18 protein-coding genes and 1 riboswitch are annotated in these 16,255 nt (G+C 75.0%); of the genes, 8 read left to right on the forward strand and 10 right to left on the reverse strand.

Annotated elements, in window-relative coordinates; genetic code table 11:
* The first annotated feature begins 88 nt into the window (after window positions 1-88).
* Window positions 89-370, forward strand: coding sequence for a hypothetical protein (locus tag FB00_RS16325; protein WP_047233974.1), 282 nt, complete (start codon window positions 89-91; stop codon window positions 368-370).
* Window positions 371-404: 34 nt separating this feature from the next.
* On the opposite strand, the gene thiD is transcribed toward FB00_RS16325, so the two are convergent.
* A complete protein-coding gene (gene thiD, locus FB00_RS16330) occupies window positions 405-1,337 on the reverse strand; it encodes a bifunctional hydroxymethylpyrimidine kinase/phosphomethylpyrimidine kinase (protein ID WP_082141417.1) in 933 nt (310 codons plus the stop codon).
* Window positions 1,330-1,421: riboswitch (TPP riboswitch) on the reverse strand. It overlaps the preceding gene by 8 nt.
* Window positions 1,422-1,475: 54 nt before the next feature.
* Between thiD and FB00_RS16335 the strand changes: the two genes are divergently transcribed.
* Window positions 1,476-1,733, forward strand: a complete 258-nt coding sequence (locus tag FB00_RS16335) for a hypothetical protein (protein WP_156186431.1) — start codon at window positions 1,476-1,478, stop codon at window positions 1,731-1,733.
* Window positions 1,734-1,744: 11 nt separating this feature from the next.
* On the opposite strand, the gene FB00_RS16340 is transcribed toward FB00_RS16335, so the two are convergent.
* The 9 genes from FB00_RS16340 to infC form a co-directional block, all read right to left on the reverse strand.
* Complete coding sequence (locus FB00_RS16340) at window positions 1,745-2,419, reverse strand: YceI family protein (RefSeq protein WP_047233976.1); 675 nt, start codon at window positions 2,417-2,419, stop codon at window positions 1,745-1,747.
* Window positions 2,420-2,676: 257 nt separating this feature from the next.
* Complete coding sequence (locus FB00_RS16345) at window positions 2,677-3,555, reverse strand: SDR family oxidoreductase (RefSeq protein WP_047233977.1); 879 nt, start codon at window positions 3,553-3,555, stop codon at window positions 2,677-2,679.
* Window positions 3,552-6,173 carry a phenylalanine--tRNA ligase subunit beta gene (gene pheT / locus FB00_RS16350; RefSeq protein ID WP_047233978.1) on the reverse strand — a complete coding sequence of 874 codons (2,622 nt, stop codon included), beginning with the start codon at window positions 6,171-6,173 and terminating at the stop codon, window positions 3,552-3,554. The genes FB00_RS16345 and pheT overlap by 4 nt, the downstream gene beginning before the upstream one ends.
* On the reverse strand, window positions 6,173-7,300 hold the full coding sequence (gene pheS / locus FB00_RS16355; RefSeq protein ID WP_047233979.1) for a phenylalanine--tRNA ligase subunit alpha: 1,128 nt from the start codon (window positions 7,298-7,300) through the stop codon (window positions 6,173-6,175). Before pheS ends, pheT begins: the two co-directional genes overlap by 1 nt.
* Before the next feature lie 358 nt (window positions 7,301-7,658).
* A complete protein-coding gene (gene thpR / locus FB00_RS16360; RefSeq protein ID WP_047234010.1) occupies window positions 7,659-8,321 on the reverse strand; it encodes an RNA 2',3'-cyclic phosphodiesterase in 663 nt (220 codons plus the stop codon).
* The gene (locus tag FB00_RS16365; RefSeq protein ID WP_047234011.1) at window positions 8,318-9,214 is read right to left on the reverse strand and encodes a TrmH family RNA methyltransferase; all 897 of its coding nucleotides are present in this window, start codon (window positions 9,212-9,214) and stop codon (window positions 8,318-8,320) included. Before FB00_RS16365 ends, thpR begins: the two co-directional genes overlap by 4 nt.
* Before the next feature lie 56 nt (window positions 9,215-9,270).
* On the reverse strand, window positions 9,271-9,657 hold the full coding sequence (gene rplT / locus FB00_RS16370; RefSeq protein WP_024840664.1) for a 50S ribosomal protein L20: 387 nt from the start codon (window positions 9,655-9,657) through the stop codon (window positions 9,271-9,273).
* A gap of 67 nt (window positions 9,658-9,724) precedes the next feature.
* Window positions 9,725-9,919, reverse strand: coding sequence for a 50S ribosomal protein L35 (gene rpmI, locus FB00_RS16375; RefSeq protein ID WP_047233980.1), 195 nt, complete (start codon window positions 9,917-9,919; stop codon window positions 9,725-9,727).
* A gap of 109 nt (window positions 9,920-10,028) precedes the next feature.
* A complete protein-coding gene (gene infC / locus FB00_RS16380; RefSeq protein ID WP_082141418.1) occupies window positions 10,029-11,042 on the reverse strand; it encodes a translation initiation factor IF-3 in 1,014 nt (337 codons plus the stop codon).
* A gap of 377 nt (window positions 11,043-11,419) precedes the next feature.
* On the opposite strand from infC, the gene FB00_RS16385 reads away from it, so the two are divergent.
* From FB00_RS16385 to FB00_RS16410, 6 genes are all read left to right on the forward strand, one after another.
* Window positions 11,420-11,884: a Fur family transcriptional regulator gene (locus tag FB00_RS16385; protein ID WP_082141419.1), complete on the forward strand. Its 465-nt coding sequence runs from the start codon at window positions 11,420-11,422 to the stop codon at window positions 11,882-11,884.
* Window positions 11,885-11,998: 114 nt separating this feature from the next.
* Window positions 11,999-13,513 (forward strand): catalase, encoded by a 1,515-nt coding sequence (locus FB00_RS16390; protein WP_047233982.1) that lies wholly within the window; start codon window positions 11,999-12,001, stop codon window positions 13,511-13,513.
* A gap of 138 nt (window positions 13,514-13,651) precedes the next feature.
* Window positions 13,652-14,014: a DUF1844 domain-containing protein gene (locus FB00_RS16395; RefSeq protein ID WP_047234013.1), complete on the forward strand. Its 363-nt coding sequence runs from the start codon at window positions 13,652-13,654 to the stop codon at window positions 14,012-14,014.
* Window positions 14,015-14,370: 356 nt separating this feature from the next.
* Window positions 14,371-14,850 (forward strand): hypothetical protein, encoded by a 480-nt coding sequence (locus tag FB00_RS16400; RefSeq protein ID WP_231581903.1) that lies wholly within the window; start codon window positions 14,371-14,373, stop codon window positions 14,848-14,850.
* The gene (locus FB00_RS16405; RefSeq protein WP_082141420.1) at window positions 14,847-15,635 is read left to right on the forward strand and encodes a S1C family serine protease; all 789 of its coding nucleotides are present in this window, start codon (window positions 14,847-14,849) and stop codon (window positions 15,633-15,635) included. The genes FB00_RS16400 and FB00_RS16405 overlap by 4 nt, the downstream gene beginning before the upstream one ends.
* A gap of 91 nt (window positions 15,636-15,726) precedes the next feature.
* Window positions 15,727-16,254 carry a hypothetical protein gene (locus FB00_RS16410; protein ID WP_047233984.1) on the forward strand — a complete coding sequence of 176 codons (528 nt, stop codon included), beginning with the start codon at window positions 15,727-15,729 and terminating at the stop codon, window positions 16,252-16,254.
* The last annotated feature ends 1 nt before the right edge of the window (window position 16,255 follow it).

A 16,255-nucleotide genomic window follows, 5' to 3' on the forward strand; every position in this document is an offset into this window, starting at 1 on the left:
CGCTGGAGGGCCGCGCGACCACGGGCAAGGTCCTGCTCGTCCCCGACGACGCCGCGGGCACCTCGCCCGGCACGGTCGCGGGAGCGGCGTGAACTGGGACTGGGTCCCCGCGCGGCCGGGCGAGGAGGACGGGTCCGACGGCGGCCCCTCCCCCGCCCTGCGCCGCGCCGTGACGGTCCTCGCCGTCCTGCTCGCCGCGGCGCTCGCCGTGTACTGGGTGACGGTCGGGCTGCGCCAGCAGGCGGACGCGTGCGTCGCCGACCGCCCCGACGGCGTCGCGATCCGTGACGTCGACGCGCGGTGGCGCTGGGTCCCGCCGGGCTACGAGTGCGTCTACGCGACGGCCGAGGAGGACGTGACGCGCGCCTGACCGACGTGACCGCTGCTCGCGCGCGGTCCGAGCGTCAGCGCGGCACGACAGGCGACGAGGCGTGCAGGTGGTCGACCGGGCCGCGGCCCGTGCCGACGCGCAGCGCCGCGCCGCCGCGCAGCGCGCCGGTGAGCCACTCCTTGGCCTCGCGCGCCGCGTCCTCCCAGCTCTCGCGCCGGGGCCGCAGGGCAGCGAGCGCCGCGGAGAGCGAGCACCCGGTTCCGTGCGTATGGGGCGTGTCCACGCGCTCCGCGTCGAACGTCGTGACGGTCGGCACCCCGTCCGACGACGGACCCGCCGGCACGACCAGGGCGTCCGGCGACGTCGCGCCGGTGAGGTGGCCGCCCTTGAGCAGCACGACGGTGCCGCACGCCGTCGCATACGACCCGGCCTGGGCCAGCGCGTCGTCCCACGTCGTCGCGACGTCGCGTCCCGCGAGGACGGCGAGCTCGGGCAGGTTGGGCGTCACGACGTCGGCCCGGGCCGCGAGGTCGCGCACGGCCTGCTCCGCGCCCGGGTCGAGCAGGCGGTGCCCCGACGTCGCGACCATCACGGGGTCGAGCACGACCCAGGGCCGCGGGACCGCCGCGTCGGACCGGGCCGCGGCGAGGGCGTCGAGCCACGCCCCGATCTCGCGCGCGTTCGCCTCGTCCGCGACCATGCCGATCTTCACGGCGTCGATCTCGACGTCGTCGGACACCGCGTCGAGCTGCTCGCGCAGGAACGCGGGTCCGGGGACGTGCACGGACCGCACGCCGTGCGTGTTCTGCGCGACGAGCGCCGTCGTGACGGCCATGCCGTAGGCGCCGTGCGCGGCGAAGGACTTGAGGTCCGCCTGGATGCCCGCGCCCCCGGTCGGGTCGGTGCCCGCGACCGACAGGACGCGCGGACGCGAGGGTCGGGTACCGGGTCCGCGGTCGGGACCGGGCGAGCGGGCGGGGTCGTGCTGGGGCAGGGCGAGCGTCATCGCCGGACATCCCTTCGCTGGTACGAGCCAGAGCAGGTTCGACGGGTCTCATCTCAGCCCTCGCAGGCACCCCGTGTCGCTCGCCATGCTACGTCCTGGGCGCCGGAGGGTTTCACCCGGTCTCGCGCGCGAGAACGCGTGCGAGACAGCGTCCTCCTGGGCATGCCGCACGACCGACCTTCCCGCCGCCCCGTGCCGGGCTCCTCCGCGACGCCGCTGCGCCCTCCGGTCCCCGCCCGCTGGACGACCGTCGACCGCCGTGGGCGCCGCGTCGTGCTCGCCGGCGTCCTGACGCACGAGGACGGCGACCGTGTCGCGTTCGAGCACGCCCACCCCGTGCGCGGCGTGTGGCACGTCTGGGTCGCCCGTGCGGCGGTCGTGCGCGACGCACCCTGACGGGCGGGACGTCAGCCCTGGTGGATCGCCTCGCCCGCGATCTCGAGGCCGATCTTCTTGCCCACGAGGAAGCCGCCGGTCTCGAGGAGCACGTTCCAGACGAGGCCGAAGCTCTCGCGGTCGATCTCGCCCGCGGCGTGGAACCCGAAGATGTCCCGGCCGTACGGGTCGCGTCGCGCGCCCCCGTACTGCATGGACAGCACCGTCCGGTGGGTGACGCCGCGGACGGTGAGCAGTCCGCTGACGAGGAACCGCCCCGCCTGCGCGGCCCGGGGCTGCACACGCTCCTGCGCGAGCTCGGCGCGCTCGGGCGAGCGGTTCCGCAGCCGCGCCCACGCGAGGATCTGGTCCTGCTGCTCGCCCTGCCGGTCGATCGAGGTGCTGCGGAACTCGATCGTCGGGTAGGCGTCGACGTCGAGGAAGTCGGGGCTGCGGAGGTGCGCGTCGCGCTCCTCGTGGTGGGTCGTGAGGCTCGCCGTCTCGATGGTCGCCGACACGGCCGACGCGGTCGGGTCCTCGCCCACCAGGATCGTCGCGCGCGCCCGGGTGAACTCTCCCCGGACGGGCGACACCATCATGTGCATCCCGGTGAACCCGATGCGCTTGTGCGCCTCGTCGAGGGCGTAGGTGCCGGCCTCGGGAACGGTGAGGCCGTTCCACTGCCGGACAGGGCGTGCCGTCGTCATCCGTCGCTCCCAGGCGTCGTCGAGCCGCGACGTCGGTGTCCGCCCGGTACTGGTCAGGTGTCCAGGACAGCATCCCCGATGAGTGGATGAAGATTCAACTACGTACCGGGTGATCTCCCTCCCTCCGCCGTCCGCGACCGTCGGAGAACCACCCCGAACGCGCGAGCGCCGCCCGACCGGAGGGTCGGGCGGCGCTGCGGTCTGGATCGCGGCGGGTCTGCGGTGCGGCGGGTGGCGACACCGCAGTCGCCGCGACGTCAGCGAGCCGGGAGCTCTCCCGGCATCGGGTCGTCCGCGCCCCAGCGCGTCACGCGCAGCCGGCGCGCGTCGGGGCCCGGCAGCGAGTCCCCGCGGCGCGCGGCCTCGTCCGCCGCGGCGCGCAGCGACTCCGGCGAGTCGTGCGTCACGCGGACGAACGCGCCCGAGAAGGCGTCGAGCTCGCCCCGGGCGATCGCGACGACCATCTCGACCGTTCGCTCGACCGGGGTCCACTCGGTGCGGCCCTCGTGCATGGCCATCGACGCGGTCATGTCGGTCTGCACCACGCCGGGCGAGACCTCGAACGTGCGCAGCCCGCGCGCGTGGCCGGACCGGTGGAGGTTCGCCCCCAGCCGCAGGAGCGCCGTCTTGCTCGCGTTGTACGCGCTCGCGCCGTCCATGTCGTGCGAGCCCGCGCCGCTGTTGAGGTCGACGACGCGGCCCCCGCCGCGCGCGAGCATCCCCGGGACGACGGCGCGCGCGAGGAGGAACGGCCCGCGCACGTTGGTCTCGACGATCGCCCACCACTCGTCGGGGTCCGCCTCCCAGAGCGGCACCTCGGCGTCGACACGCCCCGCGTTGTTGACGAGCAGGTCGACGCTCCCGAGCGCGTCCTGCGCGTCGCCGACGGCCGCCGCGACCGCCGCGGCGTCCGTGACGTCCGCCGTGACCACGACCGCGCGCCCCGCACCGCTCACGGTCAGGGCGCGGATCTCGTCGGCCACGCCCGCGAGCCGGTCGGCGTCGCGCGCGAGGAGCGCGACGTCGAGGCCGGCCGCGGCGAGTCCGACCGCGATCGCGCGGCCTATGCCGCGCGACGCGCCGGTCACGAGCGCCGTCCGCGCGGGAACGACGGCGACCGTGCCCTCCGCGCTCACGCCCGCAGCTCCGCGCCGACGCGCTCGCGCGCCACCGACACGGCTCCCTCGCGGACGCGCGCGACGTCGTCGGCGGTGAGCGTGCGGTCCGCGGCGCGCAGCCGCAGCGAGAACGCGAGCGACTTGCGCCCGGCGCCGACCTGCTCGCCGGTGAAGACGTCGAACAGCGCGACCTCCTCGAGCAGGTCGCCGGCGCCGTCGACGATCGCGTCGCGCAGCGCCTGCGCGGTCACGTCGGCGTCCACCACGAACGCGAGGTCCTCCTTGGCCGCGGGGAAGCCCGAGACGGGCGTCGCCTGCACCGGCGCGTCGGACGAGCGCTCCACGAGCGCGGTGAGGTCGACCTCGAACGCCACCGCACGCGCAGGGAGGCCCAGGTTCTCGACCACCTTGGGGTGCAGCTCGCCCGCGTGCCCGACGACCGTCCCGTCCGCGAGCTCGAGGCGCGCGCAGCGCCCCGGGTGGAACGGTGCCCGCGCGGTGTCCGCGACCACGGTCACGTCGGCATCCCCCCGGAGGCCCGCGCGTTCCGCGACGCGTCGCGCCGCGGCGAGCGCGTCGGTCCAGTCCGCCGCGCGGCCCGGACCCCACCAGCCGGCACGCTCGCGGCGCCCGACGAGGACGCCGGCCACGTGGCGCGGCTGCGACGGCAGCGCGGCGTCGATCGCCGCGAGCTCCTCGTCGCTCGGCCGGACCCCGCCCGGCAGCGCGGGCGCGGCAGGCGCGTCGGGCCGCGGGTGCGTGACGAGGCCGATCTCGAAGAGCGCGACGTCGCCCAGCCCCCGCCCCACGTTGCGGCGCGTGGTCTCCAGCAGGGTGCTCAGCAGGTCCGTGCGCATCAGCGGGCGGTCGTCGGCGAGCGGGTTGAGCAGGCGCAGCGCACGACGGCGGGCATCGTCCACGGGCAGACGCAGCGCGTCGAGCTCCGCGTCCCCGACGAACGGGTAGCTGAGCGTCTCGACGAAGCCGTCCTCCGCGAGCGCCCGCGCGACCGAGCGGCGCACGCGCTGCTCGCGCGTGAGCCCCCGGCCGCCGGGAGCGGCGGGCAGGAGGGACGGGATCTCGTCGTAACCGACGAGACGCGCTACCTCCTCCACGAGCTCGGCGGGCTCCGTGAGGTCGGGTCGCCACGACGGCGGGGTCACCACGAGCACGCCGGTGGCGTCCACGTCGTCCGCCTCGACCGTGCACCCGATGGCCCCGAGCGTCCCGACGACCTGCTCCAGCGTGTACGGCACGCCGACGAGACGCTCGGCCTCGCCGACAGGGAGCCGGATCGCGGTGGGGGCGACGACGCGGTCGAGATCGCTCACGGCCGGGTCCGCGGTGCCGCCGCCGAGCTCGACGAGCAGGTCGACGACGCGCTGCGCCGCGACCGCGGGCAGCAGCGGGTCGACCCCGCGCTCGAACCGCTTGGCGGCCTCGCTCGACAGCTTGTGGCGGCGCGAGGTACGCGCGACCGTCACCGGGTCGAAGTGCGCGGCCTCGACGAGCACGGCCGTCGTCGTCGGACCGACCTCGGAGGAGGCGCCGCCCATGACGCCCGCGAGGCCGAGCACGCGGGAGGCGCGCACGCCGTCGGGGCTGTCAGTGATGAGCAGGTCCTCGGGGTCGAGCGCCCGGTCGACGTCGTCGAGCGTCACCAGGCGCTCCCCCGCCGCCGCGCGACGCACGACGATCGGCGCCGCGACCTGCTCCAGGTCGTACGCGTGCAGGGGCTGGCCCAGGTCGAGCATGACGTAGTTCGTGACGTCGACCGCGAGCGAGATCGGCCGCATGCCCGACGCCGTGAGGCGGCGCTGCATCCACGCGGGCGTCTGCGCCGCGGGGTCGATCCCGCGCACGACGCGCGTGACGAACCGGTCGCACCCGACGACGCCGTGGACCGGCGCCGCGTCGTCCACCTCGACGGGGAACCCGTCGGGCGTCGCGGCGGGCGGCGGGGTCGGCAGCGAGCCCGGCAGACCGGGGTCGGTGAAGCGCGCGCCCGTCGAGTGCGAGAACTCGCGCGCGACGCCGCGGTAGGAGAACGCGTACCCGCGGTCGGGCGTCACGTTGATCTCGAGCACCTCGTCGCCGAGCCCGAGCAGCGCGATCGCGTCCTGCCCGGGGGTCAGGCCCTCGGCCGCGTACCCGAGCCGCGGCAGCACGATGATGCCGTCGTGGTCCTCGCCGAGCCCGAGCTCACGCTGGGAACAGATCATGCCGTCGGACACGTGCCCGTAGGTCTTGCGGCTCGCGATGGCGAACGGTCCGGGCAGGACGGAGCCCGGCAGCGCGACGACGACGAGGTCGCCCGGCGCAAAGTTGTGCGCGCCGCACACGATGCCGCGCGCCCCGCCCACCGGCAGGTCGGCAGGGTCGACGCCGTGGATCTCGGCGACGTTGTGCTCCGCGCCGACGTCGACCAGGCACCAGTTGATCGTCTTGCCGTTCTTCTGCGGCTCGGGCGTCATCTCCAGGACGCGCCCGACGACGAGGGGACCCGTCACGGCCGCGCCGTGGATCGCCTCCTCCTCGAGGCCGACCCGGACGAGGTCGGCGGCGAGCCGCTCGGCGGTGAGCCCAGCGGGCAGCTCGACGTGGTCGCCCAGCCAGTCGATGGCGACGTAGGGCATCAGATCTCCGTTCCGAACTGGGCGGAGAAGCGCGCGTCGCCCTCCACCATGTCGTGCATGTCCGCGATCCCGTGGCGCAGCATGAGCGTGCGCTCGATGCCCATGCCGAACGCGAAGCCCGAGTACACGTCGGGGTCGACCCCGACGGACCGCAGCACGTTCGGGTTGACCATGCCGCAGCCGCCCCACTCGATCCAGCCGGGCCCGCCCTTCTTCTGCGGGAACCACAGGTCCATCTCGGCGCTCGGCTCGGTGAACGGGAAGTAGCTCGGGCGCAGGCGCGTGCGCGCCTCGGGGCCGAACATGGCGCGCGCGAACGCGTCGAGCGTCCCGAGCAGGTTCGCCATGGTCAGCCCCTTGTCGATCGCCAGGCCCTCGACCTGGTGGAAGACGGGCGTGTGGGTCGCGTCGAGCGCGTCCGTACGGAACGTCTTGCCCGGGCACGCGACGTACAGGGGCACGCCGCGCTCGAGCAGCGAGCGCGCCTGGACGGGCGACGTGTGGGTGCGCAGCACGAGGTTCGACGGCGCCGCGGCGCCATCGGTGGAGCCGTCGGCCCCTGCCACGTAGAACGTGTCCTGCATCTGCCGCGCCGGGTGGTCGACGCCGAAGTTCAGCGCGTCGAAGTTGAACCACTCCGCCTCGACCTCGGGTCCCTCGGCGATCTCCCAGCCGAGGCCGACGAAGAAGTCGGCCACGCGCTCCTGGAGCGTCTCCAGCGGGTGCCGCGCACCCGACGGCACGCGGTCGACCGGGAGCGTGACGTCCACGGCCTCCTCGACGAGCACGCGCTCGTCGCGCTCGGCCTCGAGCTCGGCCTGGCGCGCGGCGAGCGCCTGGTTCACGCGGCCGCGGAGCGGACCGAGGAGCTTGCCGGCGGTCTTCTTGTCGGCGGGCGCGAGCGAGCCGATCTGGCGGTTCGCGAGCGCGAGGGCGCTGCGGTCCCCCGTGTGCTCGGTGCGCACGAGCTTGAGCGCGTCGAGGTCGCCGGCCCCGGCGATCGCGGCGAGGGCGGCGTCGAGCGCGCGCTGGAGCGCGTCGGCGTCGAGCGGGGAGGGAGCGGTCGGGGTGTCCGGGCCGCCGTCCCCCGTGACGGGGGTGACGACGTCGGCGTCAGGGCTGGACATGCGTGCCTTCCTGGCGAGGGCGGGACTGCGGGAGCGGGCGACGACCAGGTCAGAAACTCAAGGGTGGCCTGGACGGGTGCCGCCTCGCGGGGCGCGACGCACGGGGCGCGCGCGGGCGCGCGCTCGTGCGCGCGTCGCGGTCATTCTAGGGCGCCCGTCCCGGCCCGGTCCGTCCCGCCTCGGGCGGGAGGTGTGCACGCGTCAGTCGCGCGGGCCCGTGACGGGCCCGGGAAATCGACGACCACCGTGCATGCTCATGGCCGCCATCCTCGCACAGCCGTCGTGGGGGTGCCGGGCCGGTGCCCGCGCGGGAGTCGCTCTCGCAGTGGCTCGCGACGTCCTCCCGACGACGCGGTCGTCAGCCGCGCGCGGCCGTCCCGGCCAGCGGGAAGGTCTCGACCGTGCGGTACACCCGCCGGCCCGACGTGTCGCCGGACGTGGACTCGAGCAGCAGGAGCTCGTGCGCGGCCCAGTCGGGGCCCGCGTAGACGGACAGCGCCGCGGCCGGACCAGCGAGCGGGTCGCCGGCGGTGACGTCGGCGACGCCTCCCCCCGGACGGCGTCCGACGGAGCGCGCGCGACGTCGCGCCTGCCGGGCCCCGGCGGCGGCGCGTGCCACGGTGAGGTGGGCACGCTGCCGCGGCCGGCGGTCCACGCGGACGCCGGCGTCCCCGGCCGCCTCGGCGACGGCCGCGCTGAGGTCACGGAGCTCGTCCGCGTCCACGCCCCCGACGCCGACCCACAGCACGCGCCGGTCGAAGACGCCGGCACCGCGCAGGCGGAGAGACGGCGGTGGGTTCTCGCGCGCGACCGGCACGAGCGCGGCGGCGAGGTCGGGCAGCGCCCCGTCCGGCACGTCCCCGAAGAACGAGACGGTCACGTGCCACAGCTCCGGCGGGGTCCACCGCACGAGCGGTGCGCCGTCGGGCCGGCGCGCCTCCTGGGCGTGCGCGCCCGAGAGCGCGAGCGCGAGATGGTCGACCGCGGCGGCGCTCGGGCGGAGCGCGGCGAACAGGCTCACGCGCCGGTCCCCGGCGCCCCGGCCGGTCGCCGGGCCGGTCGGTGGGCCCGGCTGGAGGCGTAGAGGCACACCGTCGCGGCGGTGGCGAGGTTGAGCGACTCGGCAAGCCCGCGGATCGGGACGCGCACGACCGCGTCGGCGAGCGCCCGGTCCTGCTCGGGCAGGCCCCAGGCCTCGTTCCCGAAGACCCAGGCGGTCGGGGCCGCGAGGTCGACGCGGCGCTGCTCGCCGTCGAGCGCCCCCTCGCCCGCCGGACCGGCCACGTCGAGCAGGTCGTCCAGGTCCAGGTCACCCGCGCCGTCGGCGGCGAGCACGGCGAGCCCAGCGGCGCGCAGCGCGGCCACCGCGTCCGCGAGGCTCACGCCCGTGACGACGGGCAGGTGGAACAACGAGCCCGCGGTGGAGCGCACGACCTTGGGGTTGTGCACGTCCACGCTCTCGCCCGCGAGCACGACCGCGTCCGCGCCCGCCGCGTCGGCGGCCCGGATCACGGTCCCGGCGTTCCCCGGGTCGCGCACCGTCGCCAGCACCGCGACGAGGGCGGGCCGCTCGCGGCCGGGACCGGTGAGCGTGGCGACGACGTCCTCGACCGTGGGCTCCTGTGCGCGGACCACCGCGAGCACGCCCTGCGCGTCGGGGCTCATCGCGGTGAGCACCTCGGCCGTCGCGACGTGGACGTGCAGACCCGCGGCGCGGGCGTCGTCGACGATCTCGGGGTGCCGCCCGCCGGCCGTGGGCGTCACGTACACGTCGCGGACGCGCTCGGGGGCGTGCCGCACGGCCTCGCGCACGCCCTGCGGCCCCTCGACGAGGAGCTGTCCGTGCCGGGAACGCGCCGGACGCCCGGCCAGCGCACGGACCGCCTTGACCCGGTCGCTGCGAGGGTTCGTCAGCGTGGGGTCGAGCAGGTCGTGCGCCGTCCGGGCGTCCGTGGCGCGAGGGGCGCTGGTCAGGCTGCGGCCTTCGGCGCGTTGACGTCCTCGGGGAGCGCGTCCTTGGCGACCTGGACGAGCGCGTTGAACGCTGCCACGTCGTTGACCGCGAGCTCGGCGAGCAGGCGACGGTCGACCTCGACACCCGCGGCCTTGAGGCCCTGGATGAGGCGGTTGTACGTCAGACCCTGCGCGCGGGACGCCGCGTTGATGCGCTGGATCCACAGCTTGCGGAAGTCGCCCTTGCGCGCCTTGCGGTCGCGGTACGAGTAGACGAGGGAGTGGGTGACCTGCTCCTTCGCCTTGCGGTAGAGGCGCGAGCGCTGGCCGCGGTAGCCGCTGGCGCGCTCGAGGGTCGTACGGCGCTTCTTCTGGGCGTTGACCGCCCGCTTCACGCGTGCCACGTGATGCTCCTTGCAGTTCGGGGCTCAGGGGTGAGCCGGTCGGTGGCGAGTCCCGCCACCTGCCGGGTCACTTGCCGAGCAGCTTCTTGATGGTCTTGACGTCGGCGGGCGAGACCACCTGGTCCTGGGCGAGGCGGCGCTTGCGCTTGGTGGCCTTGTGCTCGAGCAGGTGTCGAGCGTTGGCCTGCTCGCGCATGACCTTGCCGGTACCCGTGATGCGGAAGCGCTTCTTGGCACCCGAGTGCGTCTTGTTCTTCGGCATGACTGCCGTCTCTCCTTGTGTCCGGTCAGCCGCCTCGCGGCGGCCGACGTGTTCGGGTCCTGGCCGGTGGGCCCGGACCCCGAGCAGGGTCGGTCTGTGCTGCCGGCCGTCAGCCGGCCTTGCCTCGCGGTGCCGGCTTGGGCGCCGGGCGCGGGGCGCTCGGCTTGGGCGCGGCAGGCTTGGGGGCCGCCGGCTTGGCGCCGGACGCCGGCGCGGACGGAGCCGCCGGTGCCGGACGAGGAGTGGCCGGGCGCGGCGCGGCGGGCTTCGAGTCCGCAGCCGGTCGGGCAGCGGGACGCGGTGCCGTGGCCGGACGCGGCGCGGGCGCCGAGCGCGGGGCGGCAGCCGTGGGCGCAGGCGCGGCCTTGGGTGCCGGAGCAGCCTTCGGCGCGGGCGCCTCCTCGACCGGAGCCTCGACGGGCGCCTCGACCGGCGCGGCGGCCTCGACAGGGGCCGGGGTGGCCTCGACGGCCGGGGCCTCGGTGGCCTCGGGCGCGTCGACGTCCTGGTCCTCGGGGCCGTCGACCGTGCGTGCCGCGGCGCGCTGGGCGGACTTCGTCAGCCGGGGCTCGGCCTCCTGCGCCCGCTTGCGCTGCTCGCTCTTGGCGTCGGCCTTCTTCTTCACCGGGCCGAGCACCATGGTCATGTTGCGGCCGTCCTGCTTCGGCATCGACTCCACGAAGCCGAGCTCCGCGACGTCGTCCGCGAGGCGCTGGAGCAGACGCACGCCCATCTCGGGGCGGGACTGCTCGCGGCCGCGGAACATGATCATGACCTTGACCTTGTCGCCGGCGGCGAGGAAGCGCTCGACGTGGCCCTTCTTGGTGCCGTAGTCGTGCGGGTCGATCTTCAGGCGGAAGCGGATCTCCTTGAGGACCGTGTTCGCCTGGTTGCGCCGCGCCTCACGCGCCTTCATGTCGGACTCGTACTTGAACTTGCCGAAGTCCATGAGCTTGGCGACGGGGGGTCGGGCGTCCGGGGCGACCTCGACGAGGTCGAGGTCCGCGTCCTGGGCAAGGCTCAGGGCAACCTCGGTGCGGACGACGCCGACCTGCTCCCCGCCGGGACCGATGAGTCGGACCTCGGGGACGCGGATCCGATCGTTGATGCGAGGCTCGCTGATGTGATGCTCCTAGGAAGTCGTCGGTAGACCACCCGGGACGAAGAAGGCCTCCGTCCCTGAGCGCAGGGCGGAGGCCATCAGGTCGGGACGTCGCACCGGGCGACGACCACGTCGGGACGTCCCCGAAGGGTGCGTCCCGGACCAGGACCCGGCCTCTGTCGCGACGTTCGTCGGCGGTCGAGACCCGGGTGGGATGAGATCCACTTGCGCACTCGCACCCCTCCCGTCGCCCGGAATCCGGACGAGGAGACGCGCACGAGTCGGTCAGCCATCAAGGATAGCAGGTGCAGGGCGGGTCCTCGTACCCGGCCGAGAGCCGAACTCCGGATCGCCTCCATCATTGGAATTCTTCCAGTTTACGTGGTTAGAGTGGTGCCATGACGACAGGAGCGACGCCCGGCGTGGGGACGAGCCTCGACGACGGGCCACGACGCGCCCGCCACGAGGGCGAGCTGCGCGACCACGGCCTGCGCGTCACCGCGGCCCGGCTCGCCGTGCTCGACGCGGTCGAGCTCCAGCAGCACGCCGACGCCGACGACGTCCTGCGGGCCGCTCGCGCGTCGCTCGGCTCCGTCTCGGTCCAGGCGGTCTACGACGTCCTGCACACGCTCACCGACAAGGGGCTGGTCCGCCGGATCGAGCCCGCGGGCCACCCGGCGCGCTACGAGCGCCGCCTCGGCGACAACCACCACCACGTGGTGTGCCGGGGCTGCGGCGCCGTCGCCGACGTGGACTGCACGGTCGGCCACGCGCCCTGCCTGACCCCCTCCAGCACGTCGGGGTTCCAGATCGACACCGCCGAGGTGACCTTCTGGGGCCTCTGCCCCGACTGCGCGGACTGATCACCCCCACCCCGCTCCCGTACCTCGCGCATCCCGAACGCGCCCGTTTCCTCACGAAGATCCCGGTATGAGAAAGCCCATCGGGCCGCGACCGCGGCCCACGGAAGGAGACCCATGACCGCCCCCTTCACCACCACGAACGCCGGCGCACCCGTCGCCTCGGACGCCCACGCCCAGACCGTCGGCGCCGACGGGCCGATCGTCCTGCACGACCACTACCTCGTCGAGAAGCTCGCCCAGTTCAACCGCGAGCGCGTCCCCGAGCGCGTCGTCCACGCCAAGGGCGGCGGAGCCTTCGGGACCTTCACCGTGACGAACGACGTCAGCGCCTTCACGCGCGCCGCGCTCTTCCAGCCCGGCACGACCACCGAGATGCTCGCGCGATTCTCCTCCGTCGCGGGCGAGCAGGGCTCCCCCGACACGTGGCGCGACCCGCGCGGCTTCGCGCTGAAGTTCTACACGACCGAGGGCAACTACGACCTCGTCGGCAACAACACGCCCGTGTTCTTCCTGCGCGACGGCATCAAGTTCCCCGACTTCATCCGCTCGCAGAAGCGCCTGCCCGGCTCGAACCTGCGTGACAACGACATGCAGTGGGACTTCTGGACCCTGTCCCCCGAGTCGGCGCACCAGGTCACGTGGCTCATGGGCGACCGCGGCCTGCCGTCGAGCTGGCGCCACATGGACGGGTTCGGCTCGCACACCTACCAGTGGATCAACGCGGCCGGCGAGCGCTTCTGGGTCAAGTACCACTTCAAGACCCAGCAGGGCATCGACAACCTCTCCGCCGACGAGGCGTCGCAGCTCGCGGGGTCGGACTCGGACCACCACATCCGCGACCTGTACGAGCACATCGAGGCGGGCGAGTTCCCGCGCTGGACGCTCTCGGTCCAGGTCATGCCCTACGAGGACGCGAAGGCCTACCGGTTCAACCCGTTCGACCTGACCAAGGTGTGGCCGCACGCCGACTACCCGCTGGTCGAGGTCGGGGTGATGGAGCTCAACCGGAACCCGGAGAACTACTTCGCCCAGATCGAGCAGGCCACGTTCGCGCCGAGCAACTTCGTCCCCGGCATCGCGACGAGCCCCGACAAGATGCTGCTCGCGCGCATCTTCTCCTACGCCGACGCGCACCGGTACCGCGTGGGCACCAACCACGCGCAGCTCCCGGTCAACGCGCCGCACGCGGCGAGCGAGGGCGGCCACTCGTACGCCAAGGACGGCGCCATGCGCTACTCCTTCTCCTCGGCGACCACGCCGGTCTACGCGCCCAACAGCCAGGGCGGTGCGCACGCCGACCCGGCCCGCGCCGCGGAGTCTGCCGGCTGGGAGGCCGACGGCGAGCTGACGCGCTCCGCCGCGACGCTGCACCCGGAGGACGACGACTTCGGCCAGGCGGGCACCCTCTACCGCGAGGTCTTCGACGACGCAGCGCGCGACCGCTTCCTCGCGACGATCACCGGGCACGTCGGCGCCGTGCGCAGCGACGAGATCCGCGAGCGGGCGATCGCGTACTGGACGAACGTCGACGCCGGCCTCGGCGGCGCGCTGCGCGTCGCGCTCGCCGCCACGGGCGCGCCTGTCGAGGGCGGCCAGCCCGGCACCGCGGCGGAGCCGGTGCGCGTCTGAGCCCCGGGTCCGTGGCGGTCCCGAGCCGCCACGCCGTCACGCCGGCCGTCGTCCCCTGCGGGGCGGCGGCCGGCGTCGTCGCGGCACGTCCCGCACGGGGGGCGTGCTCCGCCGCCGCCGGATGGAAAGATGGTCGCCATGAGTACCGAGAACGCTGCCGTGCCCGACCCCTCCGCCGACGCCGTGCGCGACATCGCCGACGTCGCCGCCGTGGAGGTCATCACGTCCGCGGCCGTCCACCTCATGAGCGCCGCAGCCGTCAAGTGCGGCCTGGCCGAGGACGCGCAGGAGCAGGGTCACCTGGACCTCGACGAGGCGCGCAAGCTCATCAACGCGCTCGCCGCGCTCGTCACGGCGAGCGCTCCCGACATCGGCAACCAGCACGCCCGGTCGCTCCGCGACGGGCTGCGCTCGCTCCAGCTCGCGTTCCGCGAGGCGTCGGTCTACCCCGACGCCCCCGGCGAGGGCCCGGGCGAGAAGTACACGGGCGCCGTGAGTTGAGCACTCCCCCGGTGCCTCGGCCGCACGGCGGGTCCTCCGAGCCGCCTCCGGGTCCGCCGCCGTCGCCGACCAGGCCGGAGAACGGCCCGCGGGGGACGACGCCGCCCGCGGTCCCGGGCGCTCCCTCGTCGGCCGGTGGACCGCCGTCGTTCGCCCCGGCCTCCGCGGCGCCCCTGGGGCCGGCCTCGCACGCAGCCTCGGGCGCGTCGCCCGGCACCGTCGGCGCGGGCCCCACCGCCCCCCGGAGCGTGGGCGCACCGGGCACCGCCGCACCCGGACCGGACGGGGCACCGTCCGCCGCCGGGAGGACGACGGCGCCGCCGCGTCGCCGCCGCGGCGCCGTGGTGGCGATCGCGGTGCTCTCCCTCCTCCTCGCGGCGGCCCTGGGGGTCGGCGCCTACCTGTGGGTCACCACGACGCGCTGGCAGGAGTCGAGCGCGGACTGGGAGGGCGAGGCCCGCGGGCTGGGCGAGGACGTCGCCCGGCTCCAGACCGAGCTCGACGGCGCGAACGCGGAGCTCGACTCGGCGCGCACCCAGCTCACCGCCGCGCAGGACCGCATCAGCGACCTCGCCAACGAGAAGGCGCAGCTCGGCGACGAGAACGAGGCGTCCCAGCAGTACCTCGACTACCAGAGCCGGGTCTCCGAGGCGGCGGGCAAGGTCGCGGCCGCGCTCGGCCAGTGCACGACGGCGCAGACACAGCTCATCGGCTACCTCAACAACCGTGACGCGTACGACCCCGCCGACCTGGAGCGGTTCGCCGACCAGGTCGACCTGCTGTGCCAGGAGGCCACGGACGCCAACACGCAGCTCCAGCAGGAGCTCGCCGGATGACCCGGCGCCGACCCTGGCCGGGCACCAGGGGCGACTCCGGGCGCCTCGTCGGCCGGCGCGTCGTCGGGTCGCTCGTCTCCGTGACCCTGCTCGCCGGCCCGCTCGCAGCGTGCGGCGTCCTGCCGGAGCTCCCGGAGCCCGTGCCCGACTCGGTCGTGCCGTCGCTTGTCGCCCCCGACGACCCCGCGGGGTCCGAGAACCTCTCGCCCGACGGCTTCGACGCCGTCCGGCGCATGGCCGTGCGCATCCGCAACGTGCGCTGCGACGGGCTGTCGACCGGCTCGGGGTTCGCCGTGGACTCGCGCACGCTCATCACCAACAAGCACGTCGTCGACTCGTCGCGCTCGTTGCAGCTCCTCACCTACGACGGCCGCGACATCGCGGCCCAGACCGCGAGCGTCGCCGGCCTCGCGGACCTCGCGATCGTCCGGACGTCGGAGGACCTCCCGTCGGCCCCGACCCTCGCGGCGGCCGACCCGGCGCCGGGCGACCCCGTGACGGTCGTGGGCTACCCCGAGGGCGGCCGGCTCACGGTGACGCAGGGCTCCGTCATCGGGACGACGACGGACCCGCTGCACGAGAACCTCGGCGAGGTGCTGGTCACCGACGCGCCGGTCGAGCCGGGGAGCTCCGGCTCCGCCGCGCTCAACGACGCCGGCGAGGTGATCGGCGTCGTCTACGCCAAGACGTCGACCGACAAGTCGCTGCTCGTCCCGGTGAGCACGCTCCAGACGATGCTCGGCGACGAGTCGGCGTTCACCGCCCTCCCGGAGTGCGACGCCTGACCGGTCCTGTCGCGGCAGGTCGTGGGTCGTCGGCGCGACCCGTCGAGGCGCCCCCGCGCGCACCCTTGACCCCGGGTCTACCCTTCCTGCCATGAGCACACACGCGAGCTCGGACACGCCCCCCGTCGACCCGGCGCACATCACCCACGCAGCGCGCGACACGCTCACGGTGCGTCGCGTCTTCGGAGAGTCCTACGAGCGTGACGGCACGCTCGTCATCCCCGTCGCGACCGTCTGGGGCGGCACCGGCTCGGGCTGGGGCTCCGGCGCGGGAGAGCTCTCCGGCAAGGGGGCCGCCGACTGGCGGCGCCGCGTCGGGGCGGCCGCCGCCCCCGCTCCGGAGGCCGAACCGGCGTCGACGACGCCCGACGCGAGCGGTTCGTCCGACCCCGGGTCGGGCAACGCCGGCGGCGAGGCGGGCGGCGAGGGCTCGGGTGGCGGTGGCGGCTTCGGCGTCCGCGTCGTCGCCAAGGGCGTCTACGTCGTCGACGACCAGGGCGTGCGCTGGCAGCCGGCGCTGGACCTCAACCGCGTGATCCTCGGCGGGCAGGCCCTCGGCGCGGTCGTCGCGTTCTCGGCCGCGCTCGCGTGGGGCTTGAGCCGCCTGCGCCGTCGCTGAG

Origin of the sequence: Cellulosimicrobium funkei (genome assembly GCF_001019615.1) — a bacterium.
In the GTDB taxonomy this organism is placed as follows: domain Bacteria; phylum Actinomycetota; class Actinomycetes; order Actinomycetales; family Cellulomonadaceae; genus Cellulosimicrobium; species Cellulosimicrobium cellulans_E.